The 23,233-nt window shown below is 40.2% G+C and carries 22 protein-coding genes; 7 read left to right on the top strand and 15 right to left on the bottom strand.

Annotated elements, in window-relative coordinates:
- The 12 genes from B2X72_RS03295 to B2X72_RS03240 form a co-directional block, all read right to left on the bottom strand.
- Window positions 1-1,143: beta-ketoacyl-[acyl-carrier-protein] synthase family protein (locus tag B2X72_RS03295; protein ID WP_286848258.1), on the bottom strand; the 1,143-nt coding region annotated here is incomplete at its 3' end.
- A gap of 3 nt (window positions 1,144-1,146) precedes the next feature.
- A complete protein-coding gene (locus B2X72_RS03290; RefSeq protein ID WP_075991965.1) occupies window positions 1,147-1,404 on the bottom strand; it encodes a phosphopantetheine-binding protein in 258 nt (85 codons plus the stop codon).
- A gap of 3 nt (window positions 1,405-1,407) precedes the next feature.
- A complete protein-coding gene (locus B2X72_RS03285; RefSeq protein ID WP_145328533.1) occupies window positions 1,408-2,007 on the bottom strand; it encodes a 3-oxoacyl-ACP synthase in 600 nt (199 codons plus the stop codon).
- Between the two features lie 2 nt (window positions 2,008-2,009).
- On the bottom strand, window positions 2,010-3,164 hold the full coding sequence (locus B2X72_RS03280) for a beta-ketoacyl synthase N-terminal-like domain-containing protein (protein ID WP_286848257.1): 1,155 nt from the start codon (window positions 3,162-3,164) through the stop codon (window positions 2,010-2,012).
- Window positions 3,161-3,610 carry an acyl-CoA thioesterase gene (locus B2X72_RS03275; RefSeq protein ID WP_083663564.1) on the bottom strand — a complete coding sequence of 150 codons (450 nt, stop codon included), beginning with the start codon at window positions 3,608-3,610 and terminating at the stop codon, window positions 3,161-3,163. Before B2X72_RS03275 ends, B2X72_RS03280 begins: the two co-directional genes overlap by 4 nt.
- A gap of 2 nt (window positions 3,611-3,612) precedes the next feature.
- Window positions 3,613-3,978: a hypothetical protein gene (locus B2X72_RS03270; RefSeq protein WP_286848255.1), complete on the bottom strand. Its 366-nt coding sequence runs from the start codon at window positions 3,976-3,978 to the stop codon at window positions 3,613-3,615.
- A gap of 230 nt (window positions 3,979-4,208) precedes the next feature.
- Complete coding sequence (locus B2X72_RS03265) at window positions 4,209-5,090, bottom strand: lipid A biosynthesis acyltransferase (RefSeq protein ID WP_075991970.1); 882 nt, start codon at window positions 5,088-5,090, stop codon at window positions 4,209-4,211.
- Between the two features lie 14 nt (window positions 5,091-5,104).
- Window positions 5,105-5,341 carry an acyl carrier protein gene (locus B2X72_RS03260; protein WP_075991971.1) on the bottom strand — a complete coding sequence of 79 codons (237 nt, stop codon included), beginning with the start codon at window positions 5,339-5,341 and terminating at the stop codon, window positions 5,105-5,107.
- Between the two features lie 9 nt (window positions 5,342-5,350).
- A complete protein-coding gene (locus B2X72_RS03255; RefSeq protein WP_075994721.1) occupies window positions 5,351-6,577 on the bottom strand; it encodes a beta-ketoacyl-[acyl-carrier-protein] synthase family protein in 1,227 nt (408 codons plus the stop codon).
- Between the two features lie 4 nt (window positions 6,578-6,581).
- The gene (gene fabG, locus B2X72_RS03250; RefSeq protein WP_286733676.1) at window positions 6,582-7,313 is read right to left on the bottom strand and encodes a 3-oxoacyl-ACP reductase FabG; all 732 of its coding nucleotides are present in this window, start codon (window positions 7,311-7,313) and stop codon (window positions 6,582-6,584) included.
- Window positions 7,314-7,328: 15 nt separating this feature from the next.
- Window positions 7,329-8,444 carry a WG repeat-containing protein gene (locus tag B2X72_RS03245; RefSeq protein WP_286848254.1) on the bottom strand — a complete coding sequence of 372 codons (1,116 nt, stop codon included), beginning with the start codon at window positions 8,442-8,444 and terminating at the stop codon, window positions 7,329-7,331.
- Entirely contained in the window at window positions 8,437-9,966 is a 1,530-nt protein-coding gene (locus B2X72_RS03240) for an HAL/PAL/TAL family ammonia-lyase (RefSeq protein ID WP_286848253.1), read from the bottom strand. Before B2X72_RS03240 ends, B2X72_RS03245 begins: the two co-directional genes overlap by 8 nt.
- 127 nt (window positions 9,967-10,093) lie before the next feature.
- On the opposite strand from B2X72_RS03240, the gene B2X72_RS03235 reads away from it, so the two are divergent.
- A complete protein-coding gene (locus tag B2X72_RS03235) occupies window positions 10,094-11,338 on the top strand; it encodes an NAD(P)/FAD-dependent oxidoreductase (RefSeq protein WP_145328525.1) in 1,245 nt (414 codons plus the stop codon).
- Here the strand turns inward: B2X72_RS03235 and xerD are convergent, their stop codons facing one another.
- Complete coding sequence (xerD, locus tag B2X72_RS03230) at window positions 11,339-12,241, bottom strand: site-specific tyrosine recombinase XerD (RefSeq protein ID WP_145328523.1); 903 nt, start codon at window positions 12,239-12,241, stop codon at window positions 11,339-11,341.
- A 248-nt stretch (window positions 12,242-12,489) separates the two neighbouring features.
- Here xerD and B2X72_RS03225 point away from each other — a divergent pair, with 248 nt between their 5' ends.
- Complete coding sequence (locus tag B2X72_RS03225) at window positions 12,490-15,345, top strand: M16 family metallopeptidase (RefSeq protein WP_145328521.1); 2,856 nt, start codon at window positions 12,490-12,492, stop codon at window positions 15,343-15,345.
- Between the two features lie 136 nt (window positions 15,346-15,481).
- Here B2X72_RS03225 and B2X72_RS03220 read toward each other — a convergent pair whose 3' ends face one another.
- Window positions 15,482-16,342 carry a sigma-70 family RNA polymerase sigma factor gene (locus B2X72_RS03220; protein ID WP_028068906.1) on the bottom strand — a complete coding sequence of 287 codons (861 nt, stop codon included), beginning with the start codon at window positions 16,340-16,342 and terminating at the stop codon, window positions 15,482-15,484.
- A gap of 390 nt (window positions 16,343-16,732) precedes the next feature.
- Here B2X72_RS03220 and B2X72_RS03215 point away from each other — a divergent pair, with 390 nt between their 5' ends.
- The gene (locus B2X72_RS03215) at window positions 16,733-16,954 is read left to right on the top strand and encodes a helix-turn-helix domain-containing protein (protein ID WP_046675813.1); all 222 of its coding nucleotides are present in this window, start codon (window positions 16,733-16,735) and stop codon (window positions 16,952-16,954) included.
- Here the strand turns inward: B2X72_RS03215 and fmt are convergent.
- Entirely contained in the window at window positions 16,951-17,868 is a 918-nt protein-coding gene (gene fmt, locus B2X72_RS03210) for a methionyl-tRNA formyltransferase (protein WP_075991979.1), read from the bottom strand. The genes B2X72_RS03215 and fmt overlap by 4 nt on opposite strands.
- A gap of 150 nt (window positions 17,869-18,018) precedes the next feature.
- On the opposite strand from fmt, the gene B2X72_RS03205 reads away from it, so the two are divergent.
- The 4 genes from B2X72_RS03205 (at window position 18,019) to B2X72_RS03190 (ending at window position 23,076) form a co-directional block, all read left to right on the top strand.
- Window positions 18,019-19,236, top strand: a complete 1,218-nt coding sequence (locus B2X72_RS03205) for an ABC transporter permease (protein ID WP_286848252.1) — start codon at window positions 18,019-18,021, stop codon at window positions 19,234-19,236.
- A gap of 115 nt (window positions 19,237-19,351) precedes the next feature.
- On the top strand, window positions 19,352-21,475 hold the full coding sequence (locus tag B2X72_RS03200) for a cation:proton antiporter (protein ID WP_075991981.1): 2,124 nt from the start codon (window positions 19,352-19,354) through the stop codon (window positions 21,473-21,475).
- Between the two features lie 25 nt (window positions 21,476-21,500).
- Window positions 21,501-22,763 (top strand): NADP-dependent isocitrate dehydrogenase, encoded by a 1,263-nt coding sequence (gene icd, locus B2X72_RS03195; protein WP_088161044.1) that lies wholly within the window; start codon window positions 21,501-21,503, stop codon window positions 22,761-22,763.
- A 55-nt stretch (window positions 22,764-22,818) separates the two neighbouring features.
- Window positions 22,819-23,076 (top strand): hypothetical protein, encoded by a 258-nt coding sequence (locus B2X72_RS03190; protein WP_088161045.1) that lies wholly within the window; start codon window positions 22,819-22,821, stop codon window positions 23,074-23,076.
- Window positions 23,077-23,233: the final 157 nt, after the last annotated feature.

Raw genomic sequence — 23,233 nt, 5'->3', positions numbered from 1 at the left:
AAATCCAAAGGAATTGCTGAGTACATGCCGGATGTCAATACGTTGGTGTTCAGCGAGCGGCGGCAACGCAGGCTGTTCCATGGTATTTTCAAATCTTAAATTAGCAAAGGCCAGTTGATGCTGAATGGCGAGTAGTGCATATATTGCCTCAATACCGGCTGAAGCTCCCAATGTATGTCCAGTATATGATTTGGTTGAACTAAAAGGCGGTATCGCATCGTTAAATAATCGCTGTATCGCTGTTGCTTCTGTTCGATCATTATTTTCGGTCGCCGTTCCGTGTGCATTGATATAATCAATTTCGCTCGGTATCAACTCTGCCATTTTTAGAGCCTCTTGCATAGCGAGATAGGCACCTTCACCGCTATCCGAAGTGGAGGTTTGATGAAAAGCATCATTGGCGTTGCTGAACGCGTTCAGGTAACCTAATATGGGTTTCTTTGTGTTTTTTAAGGATCTTGTAGATTCAAGCACTAAAAAACCTGCACCTTCACCTAAGTTTAACCCCTTTCTATTGCTGTCAAAGGGGCGATTAAGTTGGTCGGACAGGAGCATTAAACTGTCAAAGCCATTGATTGTAAATTTTGACAGGGCATCCGATCCGCCCACTAACACGCGATCTGCGCGTCCCGAGCGCAAAAGTCGAGCCCCAAAGCCAATGGCATTAGCCGCCGAGGAACATGCTGTACTAATAGCCGTCACATAACCATTGCTGCCCAATATTTTGGCCAATAAGGCACTTGAATCCCCAACATCCCGGCGTTGTATGAGTGTGTCGTTCTGTTGTAAATGCGGGAAATGTTGTTCAAAAATATCCATTCCCGCAACCGAAGTTCCCAGAACAATTGGCATATCAGCTGCTGCTGTAATACCAGCCTGAGACATGGCTTCTTTTGCAGCAATTGCGGCAAGTAGGCTGGTTCGGGAACAATAGTCGGGTACCTCAGTACGTAATTTTTCAATTAATGCTTCGTTCGTTAACGATACTTCACCAACAAGCGTGTGATGTTGATGTTTTCCCGAGATATGTTGAAGCGGTTTGATACCATGCTGTTTCTGGAGCAAAGAATGATAGTTTTGCGCGACATTATTTCCAATGGCGGTAATCATGCCCATTCCAGTAACAGCAATAGTATTTTTCATGTTTTATTTCGTTCTATTTTCTGAAATATAGGTTGCCAATGTTTCAATGGATTGAAAAATAGTCTTTCCGATTTTTGGGTCAGTAACTTTAATACCATAATCCTTATCCAATAAAACAGTCAGCTCCAAGGCATCAATAGAGTCTAGTCCTAGACCATCTCCAAATAATGGCGCCTGATCTTCAATTTCATCTACAGTGACTTCTTCTAAGTTTAAGGCTTCAATGATTTTCGTTTTTAATTCCGATTTCAACTCTTCCATTCTTTATTGTGTTAGTTGTCTTACGACATTTAAATTATGTGCTACAATGCCTGTTTTTTCCACAAGATACAAAACCAATTTATAGTTTCCTTCCATATAATCGACCCAACCGCATAGTACCTTTTCCACTCTGCTGGAATTTAAGAGGTAATTGCAGTAATTTACTGCAAGTTGACTGTCGAATTGCGCTGAAACAAAAAAGATATTTTCCGTTTGCAAGTTATGCCTAATCGCAATTTCACCCATACAGACATTGGGCAGGGTATATACAAATATAGCAGGACTGGGATAGTACTGCTCCTTGTCTGCGATCGTATTAAGGTGCTTTAAGTCGGTATCAAGGCTACTGTGCCTATTCGACAAGACAATGCCGATATTCTTTGTTTTTTCCTCTTTCAATAGCAATTCAGCTCCTAGCCAAGCTAATTTGCTGAGGTTATCCATCTTGAAAAACTTCGGGTAAGTCGTTTCTAGTGAATAGTAAAATGCTTTTGAAAAAGTTGCAAAATCTGAGGATATTGCTGCTGAAATCTGTTCACCATTAACATATACGCCCTGTGTATCGATGCGGCAATGCCTGCTGATTTGATAGTGTTGTTCCATGCTTATCGTAACTCCCTTTCAAATAATACGGCTGTATTTGTGCCAGCAAATCCCGATGCTGTTTTTAAGCAGCGAATAAGTGGTTGGGGTTGTTCCAATAGTTCAGTGACAACCGCTAGAGGTAATGAAGTACCTTGTTTTTGATAGCCTAAACTGGGGAGTAGTACATTATTTCGTAAGCATTCCAAGGAAATAATACTCTCGATGAGCCCTGCGGTTCCCAAGGTATGACCGAAGTACCCTTTTAAGCTATTGATCGGTTTAGTGGCTAATCCGGAATGATGTATGGCCACAGCTTCCATTTCATCGTTGTAAATTGTGGCTGTTCCATGTGCACAAATAAAATCAACAGATTTTGGTTCTAATTTGGCTTCGGCCAATGCAGATGCGATGCTAAGTCTCAGTCCTTCGCCTGTACGTGATGGTCCTGAAATGTGATTTGCGTCGTTGATTGAGGCTTCGCCGGCGATAAAGAATTCTTGATCTGTTAATTTTTGGCCGGTGACATGAATTGCTGCCGCTGCTTCGCCGAGATTTAAGCCCTGTCTAAACTCGTCATAGGGTTTACATACCGTGTTACTTAGGGCCTGAAAAGACTTAAATCCTGAAACGACAAATTCACTGACCAGGTCTCCAGCAACGATAATGGCATCTTTACAATAATCCATCTGTATAAGTCGTTTAGCGGTCGAGATGGCCTGCAGACCCGATACACAGGCATTGCTAATGATTATCGGAGGCCGTTTAAAACCAAAAAAATCGGCTATTTTTTGAGCTAGTACGGGAAGGCTTGCAGCAACAATATCGTTTGCTCCGCCTGCGCATTGCGCGATATTGCCCTTGGTTGTTGAGACGATTAATTCAGTCTCTTGTGTAATAACAACTGCTTTGACAAGAGGTACTAATGCGGCTATCATGAGCTTTTCTAGTTTTGAGAATGCCGCATCGGAGGGGAGCTGTGTGTCCTGCAGCAATTTGTTTAAATGCTGATCCAATTGTTCTTCTTCAACAATAGCGGCGTAAACGTCTCCATGCAATTCAGCAAAGTCGGTCAACTTGATTCCTGATTTGCCGCTAACAAGGGCATTCCAGGTGTCTGCCAGATTATTACCTATGGGGGATACACAATTGTATGGGCCTAAATATACCTTTTTCATTTGCTGACAAAATCAAGCCGATTTTTCCATTGCTGAAAAAAGTCCGGAGTATACAATTGTAAGTTTCCTGAAGAATCTAAAAATACCTGGATCGTTTCACCTAGGCAGACAACCTGATTGTTGTCATTTAGGATGCGGTAACGATAAATAATCTTTGCTGCTTTGGTATCCAATAGGGATGTTTCAATACGTGCATTGTCACCATATTTTAATGGGAGTTTATGTTCGCAGGTACTCTTCACGATCGGTGTTGTATAACCATGGCCATGAATATCTAGATAGGTCAGTCCATGTTCCATGCCGAAAGATTCTCGGCCATCTTCAAAATAACTGATGTAATGGCCATGCCAAACTATCCCCAACGAATCGACTTCATTGAAACGTATACGTAAAGGGCTTGTCCAAGTAATCTGATTGACTTGTTCAGTTCGTTTATTTTTTGCCATAATCATGAAGAAGCTATTACACTTTTTATTTCAGCTTGAGCGATCTGTCGATCTCCGACAAAGCTTTCTACGGAAACGAGTGTAACCCCCATAAACTCTTGTAGAATCGTTGCTTTAGTCAGCAATTTTTCTCCGACCTGAGGGAAGGAATCTATTGAAATACTTTTTATTGTACCGAGATAACCTATAGGTGCAGTTTGTTGTTTGATATAAAAGCTGTATCCAGTATGTAAAGCAATGGATTGCGCCATGTGCTCAATAATACCTGCTTCCAATAATATACCATCTTCCACAAAAATATTATCTTCTTGAACAGTTAAACCTGCTGCCACTGTCTTTTCGGTGAAATCGTAGAGGCAGTCAATCATAACCATCGGAGCACGATGAGGTAATAAATTCTGTAAAAATATGTTATCGACTATTGGAAATGGGGCAGCTGTCATTTGTCTAAAAAAGTTCCTTCAAAGGTACTAATTAAAAGATAAAATCATAGGTTTCAAGTAGCGCAAAATTGCTTTTGATCGGTTTTAGCACAGCGCCTCTGCTGTGTTATTTTTTTGTTCCTTCAGATAAATATTGTAAACAGAACTGTGGATGTTTATTGGGAATAGTCCTTCCAGAAATCGTAGAAGTTAAACCACTGCATTGGATATTTTTTGATCATATAGGTTAGCGACTGACAATATGTTTGCAGTAAGCCCTGAGCGTCACGGTGTTTCACTTCCACTTCGCGTGCATAGAGATGATAGTGGAGCTTAGGTTCTTTCATAACATAGACAAAAATAACAGGAACCTTGAGCCTGGAAGCGATTAAAAATGGGCCGGCTGGAAATTGTGTGTTTTTGCCCAGTAAATCTGCCGAAAGAGTTTTGGTGCCTTCTAGATAACGATCACCTGTAAAGACAATTAGTTCATTGTTTGTAAGTGCTTCATTGATGGCAAATACGTGGGAGAGGTCTTCTTGGATAACGATGAATTTTACAGTCGATTTACGCGATACTTTTGCCAAGTATGATTTGATGGCTTGATGTTCGCGGTCCGAAATAACCAGATTAATCTGATTCTCGATATTGATGTCCTCCAGGAAATAAGAGGCGATTTCAAAGTTACCGATATGTGCTGATAACAGGATACCACCATTTTTTTTCTCCAAGGCAGATTTTAAAATCGCAATACCGTCAAATTCATAGCTAAATCTGTTGCGCATACCCGCAGCTATTGCTGTTTTATCGATCAGGATTTGACCGAAAGTAAAGTAACTCCGGTAAAATCCAATGAGCGTTGAAGGAAGTGAATATTTTAATCGATATCTTAGGTAATAATAGATCGACCGGTTGCTACTCCAAGAAGTCAGGAAATAATAAAAAGCTACAAATACCAGCAGCAGATAAGCTGTACGGATTCCTAGCTTTTGAATACAGAATACAAAGATTCGATATCCTAAGACACTACCCTTCGATTGTCCTTTCCACTGACTCATTGGTAAACATTGACTTAGTTATGAGCTGTCTTACGTTTGATGAGGTCATAAAAGTCTTGGAAGGTTTGGATATTTGTGAAATCGGCTTCAACCAATTTGACACCAAAATTGGACTCAATGATAACGACAAGATCGACATAATCCAAACTGTCTAAATTTAATGTATCTTTTAAATTTAGATTCGGTTGGATTAAATCAACATCCACTTCAAACTCATCAACAAGTATTTCGTTAATCTTTTCAGAAATCATTTTTATAAGTTAATCGTTTATTTTTTTAATGACTAATGCAGAGTTAGTTCCCCCAAAGCCAAAAGAATTGGACAAATATAGGTCAAATTCTTTAAATACGGTTTGTTTAACGATATTTAATTTGGCTGAATGTTCGTCCGGATTTTCAAAATTAATGTTTGGAGCCATAAAACCATTTAACATCATGATGTTGGAATAGATGATCTCACTGGCGCCCGCCATCCAACATTCATGGCCTGTCATCGATTTTGTGGAGCTGACAAAAGGTTGGCTTTCACCGAATACCTGCAAGATAGCCTGTGCTTCATTGGCATCGCCTACAGGGGTGGATGTGGCATGTGCGTTGATGTAGGCAATATCGGAGGGTTTAACGCCAGCTTGTTTAATTGCGCGTTCCATGGCCAAGGCCGGTCCTTCGACATTCGGTGTAGAAATATGCCCTCCGTTGGATGAAAATCCATAACCTACAATTTCCGCTAGGATAGGGGCTCCTCTACGTACCGCGGATTCATAACTTTCTATAATTATTGTAGCGGCGCCGCCAGAAGGTACCAATCCGGACCGATCTTTGTCAAAGGGACGTGATACTGTTGTAGCCGGCAGGGTATCATCTCCAAAAACACCTAAACCATCAAAACTGGCCATGGCATATTTATTGATCTCTTGCGCCCCACCACAGATAATCATATCTTGCATGCCACTTTTAATCAGGTTGAATCCAAGTCCTAGAGAATGGGATCCGGAGGCACAGGCGGCGGATATCGTCATGTTAATGCCTTTTAAACGGAATATCGTGGAGAGATTCATGGTTACCGTGGAGTTCATTGATTTAAAAATCGCTCCAGAACCTATCAGGCTGGTATCCTTTTTCTCCCGTACAATATCAACAGCTTCAATAATGGCTTTGGAGACCGAATCATTTCCATAGAGAATCCCAATTTCATGTTCATCGAGAAAAGCATCGTCAATGGCTGCATTTTTTAAGGCTTCCATCGTAGCCAAATACGCATATTCTGTTTCTTCGCCAATGGATATTCGCTGACGGCGGTTCAATTCATGTTTTAAATTTGGTTGTGGAACGGCACCGGTTAATGCGGAACGAAATCCAAAAGTTTTTCGTTCTTCATCGAAGATAATCCCTGATTTCCCTTGTTGCAGAGAATCTTTTACTTCTTCCAATGATGTCCCCAAGCAGGAATATATTCCCATCCCCGTGATCACTACTCTTTGCTCCATAGATTTACGAATAAATTCCTCCATTTATATTAATTACTTCCCCCGTAATATAGCCTGCTTTTGAAGAAGCTAAAAAGGTGACGAGGTCTGCGACTTCCTCAGGTTCCCCAAATCTATTGGCCGGAATCAATTTTTTTAGTTCCTTTTCATCCATATCGGCAGTCATGTCACTGTGAATAAATCCAGGTGCCACAGCATTGACGGTGATATTCCGTTTGGCAACCTCCTGAGCCAGCGCTTTAGTTGCACCTAGCAAAGCCGCTTTGGCCGCCGAATAGTTGGTTTGACCAGCTGTACCTTTTACACCGGATACGGAAATCATATTGATGATACGACCATAACGCTGGCGTAACAGTTTCTGTATAAAAAATTGGGTAACATGATAGAAACCATTGACAGTTGTGTTGATTACCGAGGACCAATCTTCTGCTGGCATCCACATGAATAAGCCATCTTTGGCTATCCCGGCGTTATTAACGATAACTTCAAGCTTAGCTTCGGGATGGCTCGATTCCCAGGTAGATAAGGCCTTGTCGACTGCGGATTTATCTGCGACGTCGAATTTTAGAAGCGAACCACTACCGCCCTTTGCTTCTATAGCAGCAAGTGTTTCTAATGCTGCAGTTTCATTCTGCTGAAAGTTGATCAACACATGATAGCCCAATTCTTGAGCCAGTTTAAGACAAATTGCCCTGCCAATTCCCCTTGATCCACCTGTAACTAAAGCGCATTTCATCCTACAATATGTATATTAATTTTGAAATAATTCTGCATTATCAAACCATTTGTTTCCTAAAAGGTTTCCTTTGGTGTCAATAAATCCCCATTTGCCATTGAGTTTAACTCGCGCTAAACCATCGATAAATCCCTTCTCCTGTTTCTTAAACGTTAGCGCCGCAGTAATCTCATATTGAAAGGGGATGATAACTTTGGCATTTTTATCGATGAATCCCCATTTACTGTCTTTAACTGCAGCGAGGCCCTCCGGAGAAAATGAAAGGGCATCCTGATAGGCAGTAGGGATGACCAATTTACCTGTAGTATCAATATATCCCCATTTCCCATTTAATTTCACTGGCGCTAGACCTTCCTGAAAATTTCGCGCATCATCATAAGTTGCAGGTATCACCCATTTGCCATCCGATGCCATAAAACCGATTTTATTTCCTTGCTGAACAAGGACAAAGTCGGGGTTTTCAATATTTTCAATTTTTGAAATACCGGGGAGGGCAACTTCTTTTTGACCAGATACGAGAAACCAGTTGTTCTGTTTTTTTGCCCACACCAATCCAACATTAAAATCGCCGATATCATCATAATTTGGAGCGACGACCTCTTTTCCCTGATTGTCAATGACACCCCATTTTTTATTTTTGGCGACTTTAGCGTAACCATCCTTAAATGGACGGATGACATCATAAGTTGGTGGAAGCACAACCTCTTGTTTGTTGTTGATGAGACCTACTAAATTGGTCGCATCACGATAAAAAGCAACACCATCATTGAATTCATAAACCCGCTTGCTAGAGATCGACTTCAGTTCCTGCCCGAGAGAATCAATGTAAAGCCAGCCGCTTGCAGATTTCACCATCGCCATTCCCTGACTGAAGGATTTGGCATTGACGTATTGAGGTTGAATAATATAATTTGCATCTTTATCTACAAATCCCCACCTGCTGCCATCATAAACAGCAATCTTTCCTTCGGATTGATCTTGAGCATTTTTGAATTGAGGTGTAATCTGAAATAATCCATCTTTATTGATAAATCCGACAAGTCCCTTTTCTTGTACCCGCGCCAATTGTTGCGCAGATGCGAAGGTGCATGATAGTATAAATAATCCGCCGAATGTGAGCCTTTTAATCATGATTTTTATTGATTAAGTATTCTTTTACTTTTTTAATAATCGGATACATCACTTGATCCTCGGCAAAGGCCGGAAACAAATTACGCAGGTCCATATACCAAGATAGTGTTTCTTTTGCTAATTTTTCCTGACAACCTAAATGGTCAATTGCCTGTGCTAAAGTAATAAATTCTATCGCCAGCACTTCAAAGGAATTTTCGATGACCTGACTGCATGACATTGCTGCATTCGTACCCATGCTGACAATATCTTGGTTGTCATTATTGTTGGGAATGCTATGGATGTAGAGCGAAGTGCTTAGCGCTTGGGATTCCGCTGTTGTGGATGTTGCCGTAAATTGGACACCCTGCATGCCAAAATTTAGTCCTAATGTGCCTAAATTTACGAAAGGCGGGAAAATCTCATTGATCTTGCTGTTGAGTAGATAATTCAATTGTCTTTCCGCAAGCATTGTCATCTTGGTCATAACCAATTTAAGTTTATCCATTTCCAGTGAAATATAGTCGCCATGAAAATTGCCGCCATGGTACACATGTTGATCGTTTAGATCAACGATGGGATTGTCGTTGGCTGAATTTAGTTCATGCTCAAGCACGGTACCCACATTGTTAATGGTATCCGAAACCGGACCCAATATTTGCGGAACACAACGGACGGAATAATATTCCTGTACTTTGTCTTTGAAAATATCTTCTTGATTTTCACTAGTATAGAGGTGGTCTTCGCGTTTTCGAATCAACTTACTGCTCGCAAGGTGACTGCGCATCTTTTTGGCAATAGCTTGTTGTCCAGGATGCTTTTTGCTTTGATTTAACGCTTCCGAAAAATGATCGTCATAAGCTTGAACGATTTCGTTGATTGCACAGGCTGCTTTGATGGACCAAGATAAGGCTTTTTGCGCATGGTTCCAGTTTAGTATGCCAATCCCTGTCATGACCGAAGTCCCATTGATCAGTGCCAAGCCTTCACGTAGAACAATCTGAATAGGGGCAAGACCTTCAGCATCAAAAGCTTGTTGAGTTGGAATTCGTTCGTTTTTATACATTACCTCACCCTCACCAATTAATACGAGGGCCAAATGTGCGAGCTGTACGAGATCACCACTGGCACCGACACCACCGTGTGCAAAAATAACGGGATAAATATTGCGGTTGATCAATTCTTTCATCAAAGCAATGGTGGACTTATGGACTCCTGAATAACCGAGGGTTAATGTATTTAAGCGTGCTAAAATCGTGCTTTTTACCTGAAGCGGATCAAGAAGTCGTCCTGTTCCTGAGGCATGGCTGCGAATTAGATTGTATTGAAGTTTAGTGCGGTCTTCGTCTTTAATCCGATATTGAGCCATGGGGCCAAAACCGGTATTGACACCATAAATTACTTTGTTTTCAGCAAATTTCTGAAGAAAATTGTGGCTAGCATCTACTTTTTCCCAAATATCGTCATCGATATCCAATTTTTCGTTTCCGTAGGTTATTTGGATAAACTGTTTTAAATCTAAATGGTTGGTGAGTAAGCTCATGATTTATGGGATAGCAATTTTGAAAAACTCTCGAAATTGTTTTTTTTATTTTATTTTTTGTGAATAGATTTGGCAATTATTAATCAGGCACGAAATTAATATTTTTTTCTTTTAATCAAAGCGTATAATGAACGTTGAACAGGTTGACATTTTGATCATCGGGGCGGGACCTTCCGGTTCGGTTGCTGCTGGGTATTTACAAAAACAAGGGGCAAGGGTAAAGGTTGTCGAAAAAAGCCAGTTTCCGAGAATCGTGGTAGGAGAGAGTCTAATACCGCGCGTGATGGATCATTTTGATGAAGCTGGGCTGTTTGATGCGTTGGATGCACAAGGTTTCGAAAAGAAATTTGGAGCGCGGTTTATACGCGGGAAGGAAGTCTGTATTTTCGATTTTTCAGATAAATTTTCCGAAGGTTGGGATTGGACCTGGCAGATACCGAGAGCTGATTTTGATCAGGAAATGGCGAATGAGCTTATGCGTAAAGGGGTAGATCTTTCCTTCGGTACAGAAGTAACTGACGTACAATTTGATGGTGCAAAATCGATCACTACGGTATGCGATAGCCAAGGTGTTGAAACAAAAATAGAGGCAAACTTTCTGATCGATTGTTCGGGTTATGGTCGCGTTTTGCCTCGCATGCTAAATTTGGACCAACCCTCACGTTTAAGCCCTCATTCGGCGATATTCAGCCATGTCAATGACGTTAATCGACCGCTAGGGCAAGAAGGTAGTCTGATTTCTTTTGATATATTGGAAACGCAGGTTTGGTTGTGGGTAATTCCATTTTCCAATGGCAATACTTCTGTTGGAATTGTGGGGCCAACTTCGTTCATCGAAAGCCTGGGCGAAGATACCACTACAGCACTAAATAGGGCTATTCAACTGTCCGATTACTATGTTAAGCGGTTTGGTGATGTCCCTTTTGTTTTTGAACCCCGTAAGTTGAGTAATTATTCTACCGCGGTGAGTAAAATGTATGGGCCAGGGTATGCCTTGACCGGCAATAGTTCCGAATTCCTGGATCCTGTTTTTTCTTCCGGTGTGTGTTTCGCTACAGAATCTGGTATTTTGGCGGCGAAGTTAGCTTTAAGGCAGATCCAGGGTGAAACAGTGGATTGGCAGTCAGAATTTGAAGACTATATGAAAGATGGGATTGCAGTTTTTACAACATATATACAGGAATGGTATACAGGCAATCTGCAGGAGTTATTTTATCATCAACCCGAAAACCCGGAGGTGAAACGTAGCATTTGTGCAATATTAGCGGGATACGTGTGGGATAAAAACAATCCATTCGTTTTGAAACACGATCGTGTGTTGAAAAATTTGGCACATCTTATTCGAATGTCCAAGCAGGAGGAATCGATATAGTTAAGATCTGGGGTGATATTGCGTAATAATGGAATGAAGGTAGTCCCTATCGATGTGTGTATATATTTCGGTCGTGGTAATACTTTCATGACCGAGCATATCTTGTACAGCTCTTAAGTCGGCACCGCCTTCCACCAGGTGTGATGCAAAGCTATGTCTAAAAGTATGTGGGCTGATGGTTTTTTGTAACCCGATTTTTGAGGCAAGTTCCTTAATGATCAAGAAGATCATAACCCGCGATAATGCGGCGCCTCTTCTGTTGAGGAATACAATATCTTCATTTCCGGCCTTAATCTTGATATGAGGTCTGACCGTTTCTAAGTAGATGCGAAGGTGTTTAATGGCGTGTTGGCCAATTGGAATTAGGCGTTCTTTGCTTCCCTTGCCCTCAACTTTGATAAATTCTACATCTAAAAAAAGGTTTGATATTTTGAGGGTGACAAGTTCGGAAACACGGAGACCACATCCGTATAAGATTTCGATGATCGTTTTATTACGTTCACCTTCGGGTGAAGAAAGATCGATTGCCGAGATTAATTGATCGATCTCCTGTATGCTCAAAACGCTGGGCAGCTTGCGTGCCAAGCGTGGCGCCTGAAGGAGATCGGTCGGATTGTTGACGAATTCATGCTCGATCATCAAAAAGCTAAAGAATGTCTTAAGGCCAGATATCAACCTGGATTGTGTGAAGGGCGAAATATTAAATTCCTGCAACCAAGCCAAAAACTCCTGTATATTCTTTCTCGTTACGGTATTTAAAACCAAATGATTGTCTTCACAGTAGATCTGAAATTTGGATACATCATTTAAGTAAGCATCAATTGAATTAATGCTCAAGCCTCTTTCGAACTTTAAGAATTGTTCGAATTCCTTTTTTATATCACTCCAGTTTTCAAAATCCATTTGCAACAAAATTACAATTAACTGTTGTTCTTTTCGAAAGTTATTCTGTATTTTTAGATGGAATTTTTACAGATTATAAATAACACAAAGAGACGTTCCCTAATGGAGGGACCCGATTCCTCCTTGGATAATGAAAAAAGTATTGATCTGTATTTTACTATTTATTGGGACAATTGATCTCCAGTTCCGTTTACCCTAATATATAACAATTAGCAAAAATAACTGACTAAAAAAAGACATTTTTTTGTATGAAATTCATTAAACCACTTGCATTAGCTTTTCTGTTACCGGCTACATTCTATATAGCAGAAGCAAAAAAGCCAACTACGTTAACCGCGGAAGCACGGGCGATTCTATCCCAAGATAGTTTGGCCCTGAATCAAAAATTACCCTTCGACAACGAAGTCATCACGGGGAAGCTGAAAAATGGATTTACATACTTCATTCGTAAAAATAGCGAGCCTAAGGGGCGTGTCACCATGTATTTGGGCATGAAGGCCGGCTCCATTCTGGAAAATGAAAAACAGCTTGGTTTGGCACATTTTTTAGAGCATATGAACTTCAATGGCCTGAAGCATTTTCCAAAGAATGAATTGGTTAACTACTTGCAAAAGGCAGGAGTTCGATTTGGCTCGGATCTGAATGCCTATACGAGCTTTGATCAGACAGTTTATCAGCTACCAATTCCTTCTGATGATCCTGAACTTTTAAAAAATGGTTTACAGGTGATGCGCGACTGGGCTCAGGATGCTTTGTTGGATGGCGAAGAAATTGATAAAGAGCGGGGCGTTATCCTCGAAGAAAAACGTGGTGGAAGAGGAGTGCAGCAGCGTTTACAGGATCAATACTTTCCGATGTTGCTCAATGGATCCCTTTACTCCAAACGTTTGCCTATCGGAACTGAACAGATCCTGAAAACATTTCCTTATACAGAAATACGCAAATTCCACCAAGACTGGTATCGCCCAGATTTACAGGCTCTAATCATTGTTGGCGATATTGATCCTAAGGAAATGGAAGAAAGGGTGAAAGTTATGTTTTCCGATATGAAAATGCCAAAAAAAGCATTGGAGCGTAAAAAATATCGTGTTGATTTGTTAAACAAGAACCAGTTCTTGGCAATTTCAGATCCGGAACTGCCTTATACCGTCGCGCAGATTTTGATTAAAAGTGAAAAAGAAAAAGTTTCCACTGTAGGAGATTATAGAAACGAGCTGTTGAAGAGTGTTTTCAATCAGATGATCGCAGGTCGTTTTTCTGAATTGATGCAGCAACCGAACCCTCCTTTTATGCAGGCAGGTGGAAGTATCAGCGATTTTGTTGCTAACCTTAATACTTTTTCATTGCTGGTGGTCCCAAAACCGGGCGAGTTGGAATCCGGATTTAAGGCGATGCTAACAGAATTTGAGCGTATTCAAAAATACGGTTTTACACAGACGGAGTTGGATCGTGCCATCGCAGATATGAAAAAAGGTAACGAGATGTCTTTTATCGAGCGTGACAAAAAGAAATCGGATAGTTACGTCAACCGTTATCTAAATTATTTTATTGATGATGAACCCGCTTTAAGTAATGAAAACGCCTATCGTTTGACTAAACAGCTGTTGCCAACGTTGAAGCTGTCAGAAGTAAATGGCTTGGTGAAAAAATATTATACCGATCTGAACCGCGATGTTTTGGTTATGGGGCCAGAGAAGGATAAGGCCAACTTACCGGCTGAGTCTACCGTAATGAGCTGGGTAAAAGCAGTTGAAGAGACTCCTGTGACAGCTTATGAAGATAAAGTGTCCAATCTTCCCTTGCTTTCAAAAGAACCGGTGAAAGGCGCTGTTGTATCGTCAAGAAATATTGACGCAGTTCAAGCGAAAGAATTGACCTTAAGCAATGGTGTTAAAGTGATCTTAAAGCCTACGGACTTTAAAAATGATGAGATACAGATTATGGCGTATAGTCCAGGTGGAACATCTGGCTATAACGATGCAGATTACTTTTCGGCCTCTAATGCATCCTCTTTAATTGATGCAAGCGGCGTTGGACAAATGAACAACGTTGAGCTTACGAAGTATCTTTCGGGAAAAGATGTTTCCATCTCTCCGTACATTTCTGAACGCTACGAAGGTATCTCAGGTAGCACAGATAAAGAAGGATTGAAGAATGCTTTTGAATTGATTTATGGTTATTTTACCGAACCTCGCTTGGACGAGGATATTTTCCAGAGTACCATGACCCGGGCAAAAGGATCTTTGGAAAATAGATTGAGCAATCCAAATAATGTATTCTCGGATAAAGTGAAAGAAGTGCTTTATGGCAACAATGTCCGTCGGCAAAACCCAACCGTAGAAACGATCAATAAAATTGATCGGGAGCGTGCTTTGGCAATCTACAAAGAACGATTTGCGGATGCTTCGGATTTTGTGTTTACAATTGTGGGGTCATTTGACGAGAATCAGATCAAGCCTTATTTAGAAACCTATCTTGCCTCGTTGCCGGCCCTTAAAAGAGGGGAGAGCTATAAGGATTTAAATATTCTGGAGCCGAGCAAGGGAGAGCGCGTGGTTGTTCATAAGGGAAAAGAAGAAAAGGCAAGTACGCAATTGGCCTACTATGGGGACTATACCTATAATGAAACTGAAAATGTTAATATGGAAGCCTTGGAGAGTGTTTTGACGATCAAATTGCTTGAAAGACTCCGGGAAAAAGAAGGTGGTGTTTATGGAGTGGGTGCTCGGGCTAGTTTTAGTAAGCTGCCAAAAGCGCGTTATGCTTTCTCCATTGGTTTTGGTTCCGCAGTAGATAAGGCTGATGCTTTAATTGCTTCGGCATTGGATGAGGTGAAAAAGATTCAGGAACAGGGCCCCGAAAATGGAGATATTGAGAAGTTCCTAGCAGAACAACAGCGACAAAATGAGTTAAATCTTCGTGAAAATGGCTATTGGCTGAATTACATATCAAGTTCATATCAGAATGATCTTGATCTTACGCGATATACACGAAGAATAGACAATTTGAAGAAGGTAACTTCAAAGTCAGTGCAGGACGTTGCCGGGAAATATTTGAAAAGAGATCGACTTTTTGAATTTATCTTGATGCCGGATTCTAAATAACAGGAATCTTGGAAAATAGAAAAAGGGTTGGCTGCTCAGTAGGCAACCCTTTTTCTATTGGACAAAAAATTATGGACAAAAAAAATCCCAACCATTTCTGATTGGGATTGCCAAAATGTCTAATAAGTATCTCTTGTTAACCCAAATAGGATTTTAAGATTTTGCTTCTTGAAGTGTGTCTCAAACGCTGAAGAGCTTTATCTTTGATCTGACGAACACGTTCACGTGTCAAATTGAATTTCTCTCCGATTTCCTCTAACGACAATTGGTGATTGGAACCTAAGCCGAAGAAAAGTACGATAATTTCACGTTCTCTTTCTGTCAATGTTGCCAATGATCGTTTGATTTCTTCTGATAGAGACTCATCAATCAAAGAACTGTCTGTGTCTGGATCATGGTTCTCCAAAACGTCCAAAAGTGTGTTTTCTTCACCTTGAACAAAGGGAGCGTCCATAGATACGTGACGGCCAGAGTTACTTAGGGTATCCGAAACCTTGTCTACTGTGGTTTCAAGGATATCCGCCAATTCTTCTGGAGATGGTTCCCGTTCGTATTCTTGTTCTAGTTTTGAGAAAGCCTTACTGATTTTGCTCAATGAACCGACTTGGTTCAATGGCAGACGTACGATACGCGATTGTTCAGCAATTGCTTGAAGAATAGATTGGCGAATCCACCAAACGGCATAAGAAATGAATTTAAACCCCTTTGTCTCGTCAAAACGTTTAGCTGCTTTAATTAAGCCCAGGTTACCTTCATTGATTAAATCACCTAAGGTTAAACCTTGATTTTGATATTGTTTTGCTACTGATACTACGAAACGAAGGTTGGTTTTAGTCAATTTTTCCAAGGCAACTTGATCGCCTTCGCGGATACGCTGTGCTAATTCTACTTCTTCTTCTGCTGTAATTAAGTCTACTTTACCAATTTCGTGTAAGTATTTGTCCAAAGACTGTGACTCACGATTGGTGATAGATTGTGTAATTTTGAGCTGTCTCATTAATTTTTATTAATTCTCCTCTCTAAGAAATGTTTGCGAAAATACGAAAAATTTTTGAATTATTAATGGAAAATTGATTATCTAGCCACTCATATTTAATGAGTTAGGTTTTTTTGAGTTTCAATTTTTAATCATCAAAAACTATTCCATTTTAATATTTTTTTTCTTCTTATCTGTTGCTGTAATATTCAACTGTTTGATATTTAAAGTGCTAAAGGGTTTAATTTTTTTTTCTTATTCTAGACAATTTAACTCGACGGTAGCTGATTTATTATGCAATATGCATTCCTCAAATTTATTTTAAAATGATAATTTTATGATAAAACAAAAAGATGGATCTTTTGTTTTATTAGTGACATTAAATAAATTTAAAAGAATAAAAATTATATTATGCCAATCTTAATTCACTTGGATAAAATAATGAAAGAGAAAAAAATGTCGCTTAACCAATTGAGTGACAATGTCGGAATTACCCTTTCCAATCTTTCAATCATCAAGAATCAAAAGGCGAAGGCATTGCGATTAGATACCCTTGAAGCGATATGCAAGGCGCTAGACTGTCAGCCTGGTGATCTGCTGCAATATTATGATGGTGGTGATGAAAAAGGCTAAAATCGATAGCCTTTTAAAAAATCGACTACATTCATTCTTTTCTTCCCTTCGAGTTGAAGGTCAGAAATGACAATATAGCCGTCTTGCGCCGCAATTTTTAAGAAACTTTTCTTGTCAGTTTCTATGGTTCCCGGTATTGTAGCTGTATTGACAAGTTCTTTTTCTGTGCTATAGATTTTTAGGACCTTATCATTTAAGAGGGTAAATGCCGCTGGATAGGGGCTTAAACCGCGAATGAAGTTATACACTTGTGCAGTGGGCTGATCCCAGTTTATTTTACAGTCTTCTTTGAAAATTTTTGGCGCATGTTTGAGCGGCTCCGTTGTGAGAAGGACGTCTTGAGGTTTGGGCTGCAAGGCTCCAGCCTTTAATTGCTGAATGGTTTGCAGGAGAGTTTCTGCTCCGGCAACCATGAGGTTATCGTGAAGATCACCCGCATTGTCTGTTTCTTTGATGGCAACTTTTTTCGACAATAAGATGTTTCCCGTGTCGATTTCGTGCTGCAGTAAAAATGTCGTTACGCCCGATTCTTTCTCTCCATTGATGATTGCATGATTTATCGGTGCTGCCCCCCGGTATTGTGGAAGGAGTGAGGCGTGGACATTGATTGTTCCAAATTTAGGCATATTCCAGACGATCTCAGGAAGCATGCGGAATGCTACCACAACCTGTAGGTCCGCCTGAAAACTTTTCAGTTCATCTAAAAATGCCTCATCACGGAGTTTCACTGGTTGAAGAACTGGGATATTATGTTGCGTAGCAAATATTTTCACAGCAGATTCATGTATTTTTTGTCCACGTCCTGCAGGTTTGTCCGGTACCGTAACCACAGCGACAACTTGTTCGCCAGACTGAATCAGTGCTTCAAGTGAAGCTACAGCAAAATCGGGAGTACCCATGAAAATAATACGCATAATACTTGTAATTTTTATAAAACTCTTTAAACCAGTATAGGGGCCTCCTTGTTGAATAGCCTACTGAAAAACGCCTAATTATTTGTCATTTCAGTTTTGTAAATAACAAATTTTTATAACTTTGCGAAGTTACATAAATATATTGAAAGCTTGAATTTTCCTTATTTTTTAGCAAATCGGATCGCATTTTCTGGAAAAAGAACGTTCTCAAAATTGATCGTTCGGGTGACTATTGGTGCAATTGCTCTTGCTATTGCAGCGATTATCATATCTATTGCGGTATTGCGCGGATTTAAGGGAGAGATTATCAGTAAGCAACGGAGTTTTTTTGCCGATGTATTGGTTTTACGTTACGACCTGAATAAGTCTTACGAGAATTCACCCATAACACTTACACCGGAGGTCCGTAAGTCCATATTAGCGATTCCCCAAGTCAACTCAATCAGTTCCTTTGCGACCAAGGCCGGCATCATTAATGTCAACGATGAAGTTGAAGGAGTGGTTCTCAAAGGTATCGATTCCTTGTATAATCAGCAGCCCTTTCAGCGTATGCTGGTGGAAGGGAGCATGATAGACTTTAAATCGGATAATGCGGATAATCAGATTTTGGTGTCCAAGTATCTCGCAGATCGACTGCTCCTAAAAGTCGGTGACGATTTTATTATGTATTTCGTGCAGGATCCTATACGTAAACGTAAATTTGTCATTAAGGGCATTTTTAATACAGGCTCCGAAGAATTAGATAAGGTTTATGTGATCGGGTCTCTCAATGTCATTCGTAAACTAAGCAACCTCGATGATCATGAAGTAGGGGGCTATGAGATTCGGGTTAAAGATTTTAGTCAGCTCGAACAGACAACGAACAAGGTTGAAGATCTGTTGCCTATCGATATGCAGGCAATCAATATCAAGGATCAGGTCCCTGATATTTTTCAGTGGCTGGAATTGCTTGACATGAACACCAAAATCATTTTTATACTGATGACGGTTGTTGCTATTATCAATATGATCTCCGCCTTGCTGATCACCATTCTTGAGCGGACTTCAATGATCGGTATCTTAAAGGCATTGGGGTATCACAATGCCGGAATTCGCCGCGTCTTCATGTACAGTGCCTTGTACCTCATCGGTCTGGGATTATTAATCGGTAATCTTATTGGCTTAGGTTTTTACTTTTTTCAGGATTTTACCCATTTCTTTAAATTGGATGAGAACACCTACTATATCTCCTATGTGGCCGTTCAACTTCAATGGTCTGATGTGATTTTGGTCAATTTGGCTGTCGTGTTTATCGGAATGATCTCATTATTTATTCCGTCAATGCTAATTACCAAGATTAGTCCGATCAAAGCCATTTCTTTTAAGTAACACTACTTTTAGGCTTCGCTTTCTTGAAAAAATCGTATTTTTAGTGCTGTTAACTATTTTTCGAGCTGTATAGAAAAATAAGTATATACATATTACGGCTAGTATACAAGCACTTATGAATAAAACTTTTGAGCATATTTCTCACGCTTTCGAAGCGCCTTTACAAAATCCTGTACTTATATTTTCGCTGGTACTTTTTATTATCCTGTTATCACCGATCGTACTGCGACCGATTAAGGTTCCGGGTATTATTGGATTGATTATATCTGGTGTTATTATTGGACCACATGGACTCAACTGGTTGGAAAAAAACTCGGCTATCACACTGTTTTCAACAATAGGCCTGCTCTATATCATGTTTATTGCTGGTTTGGAGTTGGATATGAATGAGTTTAAAAAGACCAAGAATAAGAGTTTACTTTTTGGCTTTTTAACATTTATTGTTCCGATCAGTATTGGCTATCCTGTTTGTCATTTTTTACTGGGCTACGGTGTTTTACCGAGTTTGTTGATATCAAGCATGTTTGCTACCCATACGCTGGTTTCTTATCCCATCGTAAATAGCTATGGTATTTCTAAAATGGAGGCTGTTGCGATCACGATAGGTGGAACAATCCTGACGGATACGGCCGTGCTGATTATTCTTGCGGTGATTACCGGCGTTTCTCAGGGAAATATTGGCAATGAATTTTGGATTACCCTGACGATTTCCTTTGCTATTTTCCTGTTTATCATGTTTGGTGTTATTCCAAGGATTGCAAAATGGTTTTTTGAACGCTTGGGGAGTGAGAAGACATCCAATTATATCTTCGTGCTCTCTGTCGTGTTTTTTGCTGCATTTTTAGCGGAAATTGCCGGCCTTGAGCCTATTATTGGGGCTTTCGTTGCCGGTCTGGCTCTCAACAAACTGATACCACACTCTTCCGCTTTGATGAACCGAATTGAGTTTATCGGCAATGCGATTTTTATTCCTTTCTTCTTGATATCTGTGGGGATGATTGTCGATGTCAGCGTGATTTTGAAGGGGCCGCAGGCACTTATTATTGCTGGAACACTGACCGTTGTGGCTATCGTCGGTAAATATGTGGCCGCATGGTTGACGCAGCTCGTTTTTAAATATAGCCGTGGTCAGCGCAATCTGATATTTGGTTTAAGTAGTGCTCATGCTGCTGCAACACTAGCTGTAATCATGGTTGGACATAAGAACGGTATTATCGATGAGAATGTGCTTAATGGTACGATTCTGTTGATTTTGGTTACCTGTATTGTCGCTACAGTGGTTACAGGGAATGCCTCGCGTAAAGTGGTTATGGATGGTGAACAGGACGAAGAACATACAGATGTGGTGAAGGAAAAAGATGAAAACATCTTGATATCTATCGCTAACATGGATAATATGGAGCCTATTTTGGATTTTTCAACCTATATTAAAAGTAAGAAATGTTCCTATCCAGTCAATATCGTGTCCGTTGTGAAGGATAATGAGCAGGCTCAATTAAACATGTCCAAAGCACGGAAGAACCTGGATAACATGGTCAGGTATGCTTCGGGTAGTGAAACCAATGTTAATATCAGTGCCACAATAGATTTAAACATTGCTAGCGGGGTTGCACGGTCGGCAAAAGAAGTTTCTGCCAATTGTATTGTTTTGGGCTGGCCGAGTGCGGCCAATTTTATGGATAAGTTTGTTGGAGAAAAAACGGAAAGTATCTTAAACAGAACCTCGGCTAATGTGATGTTATGTCATTTTAAAAAACCTTTTATTTCTAATAAATCCATTGTCGTTTTTGCACCACCCATGTGCGAGGCAGAATTTGGGTTCGAGTATTGGCTGGAGAAGGTTGTTAAACTGGCGCAGGAGCTATCCGTTCCGGTAACATTTGTTGTTGATGAACGCTCTGCTGCCGCCATTAAAGAACATCTTGTTGAGCTGAAAAATTCTGTTCCTGTCACCTTTGAGTATTACGATGCCTGGGACAATTTGCAGGGCCTTAAAGCGTTTAAGGAAGAAGATGCGATGTTTATTTTTGTTTCGGCCAGAAATGGAGAAGTTTCCTATCGTGATTCTCTAGATGGGGTAGCAAAGAAATTAGATCGTATTTATGCAAACGAAAATCTTGTTTTAGTGTTTCCTAGTAGAGTGGAAAATGCACACATCGACGAGTATGAAGATGTTGAAGCAGCTCCAATCTTTAGAAAAATTAGCAAAGAGATCGGAAATATGTTTAATAAGGGATAGTAATTGTCCGTTAAAATTGAAGGTTATGTCAAATAAGATTACAATGTCAAGTGAAGGAACTTTACAGGTTCCAGATTTTCCAACAATTCCTTTTATTATCGGCGACGGTATTGGTCCTGATCTTTGGCATGCGGCAGTGCGTGTTTTTGATCAAGCGGTGGAGAAAGCGTATGATGGAAAACGGAAAATAACATGGAAGGAGGTGCTGGCAGGTGAAAAAGCTTTTAACGAAACAGGCGAATGGCTACCAAAAGATACCCTAAATGTACTAAAAGAATACCTCGTTGGAATTAAAGGGCCACTAACCACGCCAGTAGGCGGCGGAATCCGTTCTTTGAATGTTGCTTTGCGTAAGGATTTGGATCTCTACGTATGTCAAAGGCCGACAAAATGGTTTGTGGGCGTACCTTCACCAGTCAAACATCCGGAATATGTGGATATGGTGATTTTTCGTGAAAATACGGAGGATATTTATGCTGGAATAGAGTTTCAGGCGGGAACAGCTGAAGCCAACAGGTTTCAGGATTTCTTGCATGACGAGCTTGATATTGATTACAATTTCTCGGCCACAACAGGAGTCGGTGTCAAACTGGTTTCTGAGGAAGGGTCGAAAAGACTGGTCCGTGCGGCAATAGAACATGCTATTCATCACAATTTACCTTCAGTGACGATTGTTCACAAAGGAAATATCATGAAATTTACGGAGGGTGCTTTTAAGATTTGGGGGTATGAGGTTGCTGAAACGGAATTTGCCGACAAAACGTATACCTGGGGACAATGGGAGCGAACGAAAGCAGAAAAAGGTGCGGAGGTTGCTAATCAGGAACAAAAAGCCGCCTTGGATTCAGGTAAAATTTTGATTAAAGATATTATTGCCGACAATTTTTTACAGCAGATCTTACTTAATCCACGGGATTTTTCCGTTGTGGCAACTTTAAATCTGAACGGTGATTATATTTCTGATGCGCTGGCCGCAATGGTTGGCGGTATAGGGATCGCACCGGGAGCTAATATCAATTTTAAAACAGGGCATGCTGTTTTTGAAGCTACTCACGGCACAGCACCTCGTTTTGCAAATACCAATACCATGAATCCTTCGTCGGTTATTTTAAGCGGTGTTATGCTACTCGAATACCTTGGATGGACAGAAGCAGCGGCGGCAATTGTTAAGGCCTTGGGCGAAACCATAATTGCCAAGACCGTGACCGTAGATTTTTACAATTTAATGGATGATGCTACATTAGTCAAAACAAGTGAATTTGCCGATCGAATTATCGAAAAAATATAAGAATTTTATTTTCTGAGATATTAAGCAGAAATTTGAATAAAATTTCTGCTTTTTTATGGATTACAATCAGCTTCCTCCTTTTATAAGGGAATCGAATATTTTTACGGAAAACGAGAAAATTAAGTTGGCTCAGATCGAACGTTTACCCACTCCACATGAGGTAGATGATATAACTAGTCTCCCTGAAATTTACGAATTGCTTAATGCCTTTATTGGCGATCAATCCGCCCGTAATACCCATCTTCAACTTAAAGCTAAGGAGTATTTGCAAGATAATCAGGTAGATATGGCGTGGAAAGTGCTGCTTATTTGATATTTTTTGCATTGAACTAGGTGTTTGTTGTGCGATCTTTTTATTGAAATCATTTAGAATTTTATAAATTTTCAATAAAAAAACAGATTAGTTGAAAAATATATAATTTTATTTTACCTTTGGTTTTTAAACAACGGATTGCTTAGCTAGGGTTAAA

The sequence above is a fragment of the Sphingobacterium sp. UBA7253 genome (assembly GCF_002472745.1).
Taxonomy (GTDB): domain Bacteria; phylum Bacteroidota; class Bacteroidia; order Sphingobacteriales; family Sphingobacteriaceae; genus Sphingobacterium; species Sphingobacterium siyangense.
The sequence above is the reverse complement of the archived record's forward strand: the minus strand, read 5'-3'. Positions and strand labels throughout refer to the sequence as shown.